The 5,556-nt window shown below is 64.2% G+C and carries 4 protein-coding genes; 3 read left to right on the top strand and 1 reads right to left on the bottom strand.

Features of this window, described 5'->3' with window-relative positions:
* Positions 1–122: 122 nt before the first annotated feature.
* A complete protein-coding gene (locus PG892_RS21395) occupies positions 123–935 on the bottom strand; it encodes a PhzF family phenazine biosynthesis protein (RefSeq protein WP_109112298.1) in 813 nt (270 codons plus the stop codon).
* A gap of 198 nt (positions 936–1,133) precedes the next feature.
* Here PG892_RS21395 and PG892_RS21390 point away from each other — a divergent pair, with 198 nt between their 5' ends.
* Genes PG892_RS21390 through PG892_RS21380 form a run of 3 tightly spaced genes read left to right on the top strand, consistent with a single transcriptional unit; the run spans position 1,134 to position 5,429 of the window.
* Positions 1,134–2,921 carry an assimilatory sulfite reductase (NADPH) flavoprotein subunit gene (locus PG892_RS21390; protein WP_109112297.1) on the top strand — a complete coding sequence of 596 codons (1,788 nt, stop codon included), beginning with the start codon at positions 1,134–1,136 and terminating at the stop codon, positions 2,919–2,921.
* Complete coding sequence (gene cysI, locus PG892_RS21385) at positions 2,921–4,633, top strand: assimilatory sulfite reductase (NADPH) hemoprotein subunit (protein ID WP_270825824.1); 1,713 nt, start codon at positions 2,921–2,923, stop codon at positions 4,631–4,633. Before PG892_RS21390 ends, cysI begins: the two co-directional genes overlap by 1 nt.
* Positions 4,623–5,429 (top strand): phosphoadenylyl-sulfate reductase, encoded by an 807-nt coding sequence (locus tag PG892_RS21380; protein WP_010675432.1) that lies wholly within the window; start codon positions 4,623–4,625, stop codon positions 5,427–5,429. Before cysI ends, PG892_RS21380 begins: the two co-directional genes overlap by 11 nt.
* The last annotated feature ends 127 nt before the right edge of the window (positions 5,430–5,556 follow it).

The raw sequence follows: 5,556 nt of genomic DNA, 5'->3' as shown, positions 1-5,556 counted from the left end.
CAGGGCGGTGAAGATATCAAAGACCCGTTTTCCGGTAAATCGCAATGCGGCTCCGCTTAAGTGAACAGCATTGCGCAATTACGGGGCGTTTTTTTATGCAGAAGTCACACCGTGACGAGCGGTCATCGGTCCGCTGGTACGCCAGGCGGCAGCAGCCACTCCCCCTGCCACAGGGTCAGTGCCCGGCCCGCCATCAGCACCCGCTCCTCCTGCAATTCCAGCCTGAGATCCCCGCCCCGGGCCGAGATCTGGCGGGCCCGCAATTGCCGTTTGCCGAGCCGCTCTGCCCAGAAGGGCACCAGGGCGCAGTGGTTGGAGCCGGTCACCGGATCCTCGTCCACCCCAACCCAGGGGGCGAAATAGCGGGAGACGAAGTCGTCCTCCTTCCGGCTCGATGGCGCCGTCACCATGATCCCCCGGCCCGGCAGCGCCCGCAGGGCGTGAAAATCGGGGGTGAGCGCGCGGACCTCTTCCTCGCTGGCGAGCTCAAGCAGGAACTTGGCCCCGGCCGCCAGGGTTTGCAGCGGCTGGCAGCCGAGGGCAGCCCCATAGGCAGGATCCAGCTCAAGAGGAGCCAGAGAGATACGCGGAAAGTCGAGCCAGATCCAGCTCTCTTCGCGCCTGGCCACCAGCTCGCCGCTGCGGGTCGCGAAGCGGATGGGGAGCTCCTCCGACACCGCCCCCGTCTGCCACAGCACATGGGCCGCCGCCAGGGTGCCATGGCCGCACAAGTCCACCTCCACTTGCGGGGTGAACCAGCGCAACCCGTAATGCTCCTCCCCCAGTTGGGTCAGAAAAGCGCTCTCAGAGAGGTTGAACTCCGCTGCCATGGCCTGCAGCTCGGCGTCGGGCCGCGCTTCCCCCAGCACCACCACGGCGGGGTTGCCTCCGAAGGGGTGATGGCTGAAGGCGTTGACATGATAGAGACGGGACATGGTTGCTCCTTGGGGCATGAGAGATCACCGGGACAGGGGGCTCGGCAAGGCCATTTTTATATCACGGGCGCCCCGGGGCTGAGATGGATTTTGGCTTTATAAATTCATAAATCGCATAAAGAAGATATTTTTATTCTTTGTTGTTATTCATTACACCCCTTACCCTGACCAAAAATCAGACCATGGAAGACATGTGTGATGCCATTGACAGCCCCCACCCTGAGCCCGCTCTCTGACGAACAGCAGCGCCAGCTCAACCAAGTTCTCACCACCCTCAATACCCAGCAACTGGCCTGGGTCAGCGGTTATCTCTACGGCCTCTCCCAGGCGGGCGTCCAGCCCGTGGCGAGCGCAGGCGCAGAAGTCGCGGCTCCCGGCGGCAGCCTGACCATTCTCTACGGCTCCCAGACCGGGAATGCCAAGGGCGTGGCCAGCGCCATCAAGGCCCAGGCCGAGGCCCGCGGCCTGCCGGTGACCCTCACCTCCATGGCGGACTACAAACCCAAGCAGCTCAAGAAAGAGAGCCACCTGCTGGTGGTAGTGAGCACTTACGGGGAGGGGGAGCCCCCCGAGAGCGCCGTCGATCTGTTCGAGCAGCTTAAAAAAGGCAAGGTCGGCAAGCTGGAAGGGCTCAAGTTTGCCGTGCTGGGGCTGGGTGACAGCTCCTATGAGTTCTTCTGCCAGACCGGCAAGGATTTCGATGGTTTCCTCGCCAAAGCGGGGGCCGAGCGCATCCATGAGCTAGCTAGCCTCGATGTGGATTATCAGGATGCCGCCAAGACCTGGGGCGAGCAGGCCGTTTCGGCGGTCGCCGCCACCCTCTCTGCCGGCGCCGCGACAGCCAGCGTGGCGGGCTCGGTGCAGGCCGCCGTCGGCCACAGCCAGTACAACAAGGAGAACCCCTTCCCCGCCAGACTCTCGGTGAACCAGAAGATCACTGGCCGCGACTCCACCAAGGACATCCGTCACATCGAGATCAACCTGGAAGAGTCCGGCATCACCTATCAACCGGGGGACGCGCTCGGCATCTGGTTCGACAACGACGCCGATCTCGTGGGGGAAGTGCTGGCCCTGACCGGTCTGACCGGTGACGAGGCTACCCCCCATGGCAGCCTGCGCGAGGCGCTGACCCGTCACTACGAACTGACCCGGCTGCACGGGGGCCTGATCACTGGCCTCGCCGAGATCACGGACAACGCGGCGCTCAAAGATCTGGCCGGTGACAAGGCCCAGGTCAACGCCCTGGTCGCCTCTGCTCAAGTGGTGGATGTACTGAAACGCTTCCCGGCTTCCTTGAGTGCCGATCAACTGATTCCACTGCTGCGCCCCCTCACCCCCCGCCTCTACTCCATCGCCTCCGCCCAGAGCGAGGTGGAAGAAGAGGTGCACCTGACCGTCGGCGTGGTGCGCTACCGCCAAGAAGATGGCACAGTGCGAAGCGGCGGCGCCTCCTCCTATCTGGCGGACCGTCTGCCGGAAGATGCCGAGGTCCGGGTGTTCGTGGAGCACAACGACAACTTCCGCCTGCCCGCCAATCCCGACACCCCCGTCATCATGGTGGGGCCGGGCACCGGCATTGCCCCGTTCCGCGCCTTCCTGCAGGAGCGGGAAGCACAGGGGGCAGAGGGCAAGAACTGGCTCTTCTTCGGCAACCCCCACTTCACCCAGGACTTCCTCTATCAGGTGGAGTGGCAGCGTTATGTGAAATCGGGCCTGCTGTCCAGGATCTCCCTGGCCTTCAGCCGGGATCAGGCCAACAAGATTTATGTGCAGGACCGCCTGCGCGAGGCAGGGCTTGAGCTCTACCAGTGGCTGGAAGCAGGCGCTCACTTCTATGTGTGTGGCGACGCCAACCACATGGCGAAGGATGTGCAGGAAGCCCTGCTGGAAGTGATTGCGGAACACGGCCACAAGAGCCGTGAGGAAGCAGAAGAGTATCTGAGCGAATTGCGTCGTGCCAAACGTTATCAAAGGGATGTCTATTGATGAGCAAACAACTTATTCCGGGACCGGTCGAAGGGCCGCTGGCTGACAACGAACGCCTCAAGCGCGAGAGCAACTTCCTGCGCGGCACCATCGCCGAAGATCTGCAGGACCCGCTCACCGGCGGCTTCAACGGCGACAACTTCCAGCTGATCCGCTTCCACGGCATGTATCAGCAGGATGACCGCGACATCCGCCCGGAGCGCGCCGCCCAGAAGCTGGAGCCCCTGCACAACGTCATGCTGCGCGCCCGCCTGCCCGGCGGCATCATCACCCCGGCCCAGTGGCAGGTGATCGACAAGTTCGCCGAAGAACACAGCATGTACGGCAGCATCCGCCTGACCACCCGCCAGACCTTCCAGTTCCACGGGGTACTGAAGCGCGACATCAAGCTGATGCACCAGACCCTCAACAGCACAGGTATCGACTCCATCGCCACCGCGGGGGACGTGAACCGCAACGTGCTCTGCACCAGCAACCCGGTGGAGTCCGAGTTGCACCAGGAGGCCTACGAGTGGGCCAAGAAGATCTCCGAGCACCTGCTGCCCAAGACCCGCGCCTACGTGGAGATCTGGCTGGATGGCGAGAAGCTGGGGGGTGACGAGGAGCCGATCCTGGGCTCCAACTACCTGCCGCGCAAATTCAAAACAACCGTGGTCATCCCGCCCCACAACGACGTGGACATCCACGCCAACGATCTCAACTTCGTGGCCATTGCCGAACACGGCAAGCTGGTGGGCTTCAACGTGCTGGTGGGGGGCGGTCTCGCCATGACCCACGGCGACACCACCACCTACCCGCGCAAGGCGAGCGACTTTGGCTTCATTCCGCTCTCCCACGTGCTGGAGGTGGCGGCCACCGTGGTCAGCACCCAGCGCGACTGGGGCAACCGGGTCAACCGCAAGAACGCCAAGACCAAGTACACCCTTGAACGGGTGGGGGTCGAGGCCTTCAAGGCCGAGGTGGAGAACCGCGCCGGCATCCAGTTCGGGCCGGTTCACCCCTATGAATTCACCAGCCGTGGCGATCGCTTCGGCTGGGTGGAGGGGATCGACGGCAAGCACCACCTGACCCTGTTTATCGAGAACGGCCGCCTGCTGGACTTCCCGGGCAAGCCCCTCAAGACCGGCATGCTGGAGATCGCCAAGGTGCATCAGGGGGACTTCCGCCTCACCGCCAACCAGAACCTCATCATCGCGGGCGTGCCTGCCGGCGAGAAGGCCCGCATTGAGGCCCTGGCGCGTCAGTACGGTCTGCTGGATGACGGCGTGAGCGAGCAGCGCAAGCAGTCCATGGCCTGTGTGGCCCTGCCTACCTGCCCCCTGGCGATGGCCGAGGCCGAGCGCATGCTGCCTGCCTTCGTCACCGACATCGAGGGGCTGCTGGCCAAGCACGGCCTGGCGGATGACGCCATCATCTTCCGGGTCACCGGCTGCCCCAACGGCTGCGGCCGCGCCATGCTGGCGGAAGTGGGTCTGGTGGGCAAGGCGCCGGGTCGCTACAACCTGCACCTGGGGGGCAACCTCGAGGGGACCCGCATCCCGCGCCTGCATCTTGAGAACATCACCGAGCCGCAGATCCTGGCCGAACTGGACGCCCTGATCGGCCGCTGGGCCAAGGATCGCAACCCGGACGAGTGCTTCGGCGATTTTGTCATTCGCGCCGGGATCATCGCCCCGGTTATCGACTCCGCGAGGGACTTCTATGCAGCCTGAACAGACTGATACAGCCCGGCTGGCGCGCACCGCCGACGGCCGGCTCGACCTCGACGCCCTCCTGGCCCTGGGCCGGGAGGAGCAGGTCGAGGCGCTGGCCCCCCTCAACCGGGAGCTGGACGCCATGAGCGCCCCCGAGCGGGTGCGCTGGGCCCTGGCCAACCTGCCGGGGGAGCATGTGCTGTCGTCGAGTTTCGGCATCCAGGCGGCGCTCATGCTGCACCTGGTGAGCCGCGAGCGGGCCGACGTGCCCGTGGTGCTGACCGACACCGGTTATCTCTTCCCCGAGACCTACCGTTTCATCGACGAACTGACCGAGCGTCTCGCGCTCAACCTCAAGATCTACCGGGCCGAACTCAGCCCGGCCTGGCAGGAGGCTCGCTTCGGCCTCCTGTGGGAGCAGGGGGTGGAGGGGATCACCCGTTACAACCAGCTCAACAAGGTGGAGCCCATGGACCGCGCCCTGAACGAGCTGGGTGCCCGCACCTGGTTCTCGGGCCTGCGCCGTGAGCAGTCCGGCAGCCGGGGCAAGCTGCCGGTGCTGGCCATCCAGCGCGGTCGCTTCAAGTTCCTGCCGGTGATCGACTGGAGCAACAAGGACGTCTTCTACTACTTCAAGGAGTTCGACCTCCCCTACCACCCCTTGTGGGAGCAGGGCTACCTCTCGGTCGGCGACGTGCACACCACCGCCAAGTGGGAGCCCGGCATGAGCGAGGAGCAGACCCGCTTCTTCGGCCTCAAGCGCGAGTGCGGCCTGCATGAGGAAGGTGGCGAGAGCGACGGCTCCGGCATCTGATCCCCCGCGGCCCGGCCAAGTGCTGCGCCCACAAAAAAACGCCCGGCAACTGCCGCAATGCTGTTCAGATAAGCACTTTTTTGACTGATTATTCATAAATTGGATTTGAGTTGAGGGGGCAAGGCTG

Origin of the sequence: Aeromonas sp. QDB68 (genome assembly GCF_027707405.1) — a bacterium.
Lineage (GTDB): Bacteria > Pseudomonadota > Gammaproteobacteria > Enterobacterales > Aeromonadaceae > Aeromonas > Aeromonas caviae.
Note: the sequence above shows the minus strand (reverse complement) of the source record. Positions and strands in the feature narration are given on the sequence as shown.